At 60.7% G+C, this 2463-nt stretch carries 3 protein-coding genes; all 3 read left to right on the top strand.

Annotation, left to right across the window (positions count from 1 at the left end):
* A partial coding sequence (locus tag VD17_RS32825; protein WP_259674613.1) for a TolC family protein occupies positions 1–255 on the top strand: 255 nt, incomplete at its 5' end.
* Complete coding sequence (locus tag VD17_RS29250; protein ID WP_046056875.1) at positions 252–1736, top strand: efflux RND transporter periplasmic adaptor subunit; 1485 nt, start codon at positions 252–254, stop codon at positions 1734–1736. The genes VD17_RS32825 and VD17_RS29250, both read left to right, overlap by 4 nt.
* On the top strand, positions 1733–2463 hold a 731-nt coding region (locus tag VD17_RS32820), incomplete at its 3' end, for an efflux RND transporter permease subunit (protein WP_046056874.1). The genes VD17_RS29250 and VD17_RS32820, both read left to right, overlap by 4 nt.

Genomic DNA, 2463 nt, shown 5'->3' with positions numbered 1-2463 from the left:
CTGGAGGCGGATCTGGCCGAATACGAACGCCTGAACCGTGCCGTGCGCCGCAGCCAGGACAGCCTGTTGCCGTTGGCCAAGGAAAAGGTCGGGCTGAGCATGGCCAGCTACCGCGCCGGTAAAGGTGACCTGAACGCCGTGATCAGCGCTCGACGGGAACTCATCGAGGCCCGCCTCAAACAAATTGACTTCGAAGAACAGCGGGCACTGACCAGTGCCCGTCTGTATTTCACTTACGGAGAAACCAGCCAATGAGCACTCGAATCTGGAAAGGGGCTTTGCTGGCAGGCTTCTCGGTGGCCGTAGGCCTTGGCGGTGGTTACTGGTTCGCTCAGCAGCGCATGATCGCAATGCCTGGTGCACTCGCTGAACAGAGTCCCAAAACGCAAGACGAACGCAAAGTACTGTATTGGTACGACCCGATGCAGCCGCAACAGAAATTCGATAAGCCGGGCAAATCACCCTTCATGGATATGGAGTTGGTGCCCCGATACGCTGATTCCGCGGCGGACAATGCGGCCATGAGTATCGACCCAAGCCTGACCCAGAATCTCGGTTTGCGTCTGGCCACCGTCACCCGTGGAGTCCTGGCCTCCAGCCTGGACGTGGTCGGCGTGCTGGCGTTCAACGAGCGGGATGTCGCCGTGATCCAGGCGCGTACCGCGGGTTTTGTGGAGCAGGTGTATGCCCATGCTCCAGGCGATGTGCTCAAAGCCAATGCGCCATTGGCCGATATCCTGGTACCGGAATGGGCTGCTGCTCAGGAAGAATTCCTTGCACTGAAGCGTAACGGTGATGCTGACTTGTTGGCGGCAGCACGCCAACGACTGCGCCTCACGGGGATGCCAGCGGCGCTGATTACCCAAATAGAACGCAGCGCTAAGGTCCAGCCGAACCTGACCCTCACCAGCCCCATTGGCGGCGTGCTACAGGAACTGAATGTGCGTGCGGGTATGACCGTGGCAGCCGGTGAGACTCTGGCCCGAGTCAATGGTTTGAGTAGCGTTTGGCTGGCCGTGGCCGTTCCAGAGTCGGAGACTGGATCGATCGTCGTCGGTCAAACGGTAGAAGCACGTCTGCCAGCCTTCCCGGGGACCGTGCTCAATGGCACGGTCAGCGCCATTCTGCCGGAAACGAATGTGGACAGCCGCACCGTTCGCGTGCGGGTCGAACTGCCCAACCCTGACGGGCGCCTCAGACCCGGTTTGACGGCGCAGGTGCGCCTGAATCGTTCGACTGAGCAAAGCATGTTGTGGGTGCCGAGCGAGGCGCTCATTCGCACCGGCCGACGCGTCCTGGTGATGCTCGTCGAAGACGCGGGCCGCTACCGACCGGTAGAGGTGCAACCCGGGCAGGAAAACGAAGGCAAAACAGTGGTGTTGAAAGGTCTGGAGGAAGGCCAGCAAGTGGTCTCCTCTGGACAGTTCCTGCTCGACTCCGAGGCCAGCCTCAAGGGCATCGTCGCGAGAACGCTGGAAATGCCGCCACCTGCTGCCGCGACACGCGCCCTGCATGAGGCGGACGGGCAGATCGTCGAGATCAATAGCAAAGACGTGACCCTCGCCCATGGTCCGTTCAAGACGCTGGGCATGCCGGGCATGACCATGACCTTCCCATTGGCTGCCCCTGCTCTGATGCAAGGACTCAAGGCTGGCGACAAGGTTCGTGCATCAGTCAGTCAAACCGACGATGGTTTGCGCGTTGAACGCCTGGAAAAATCGGGGAGTCAGCCATGATTGCTGCCCTGATTCGCTGGTCAGTGGCCAACCGCTTCCTGGTGCTGCTGGCCACGCTGTTCGTCACCGCCTGGGGAGTGTGGTCGGTTCAGAGCACGCCCATCGATGCACTGCCGGACCTCTCCGATGTTCAGGTGATCATCCGCACCCCTTATCCGGGACAAGCGCCGCAGATCGTTGAGAACCAGGTGACCTATCCGTTAGCCACCACCATGCTCTCGGTGCCGGGAGCCAAAACCGTGCGCGGTTATTCCTTTTTCGGCGACAGCTTCGTTTACGTGCTGTTTGAAAACGGTACCGACTTGTATTGGGCTCGCTCGCGGGTGCTGGAATACCTGAGTCAGATACAAAGTCGTCTGCCCGCCAGCGCCAAGCCGGCGTTGGGACCCGACGCCACGGGGGTGGGCTGGATCTATCAGTACGCCCTGGTGGATCGCACCGGTGGACACGATCTGGCGCAGCTGCGCGCACTTCAGGACTGGTTTCTCAAATTCGAACTCAAGACTTTGCCGAGCGTTGCGGAAGTGGCCACCGTCGGCGGCATGGTCAAGCAATACCAGGTGCAGCTCGATCCGCTCAAACTGGCCAGCCTGGGTATCACTCAGGCGCAGGTCACCGAAGCTATCGGCAAGGCCAATCAGGAAACCGGGGGTGCGGTGCTGGAGCTGGCGGAGACCGAGTTCATCGTGCGCGCCTCCGGCTACCTGAAGACCCTCAATGACTTTCG

It is taken from the genome of Pseudomonas fluorescens (assembly GCF_000968015.1).
GTDB lineage: Bacteria > Pseudomonadota > Gammaproteobacteria > Pseudomonadales > Pseudomonadaceae > Aquipseudomonas > Aquipseudomonas fluorescens_W.
The sequence above is the reverse complement of the archived record's forward strand: the minus strand, read 5'-3'. Positions and strand labels throughout refer to the sequence as shown.

Excerpts from the sequence above, each read along its gene's own strand:
- VD17_RS29250 (WP_046056875.1), top strand. The coding sequence starts at position 252 with ATGAGCACTCGAATCTGGAAAGGGGCTTTGCTGGCAGGCTTCTCGGTG.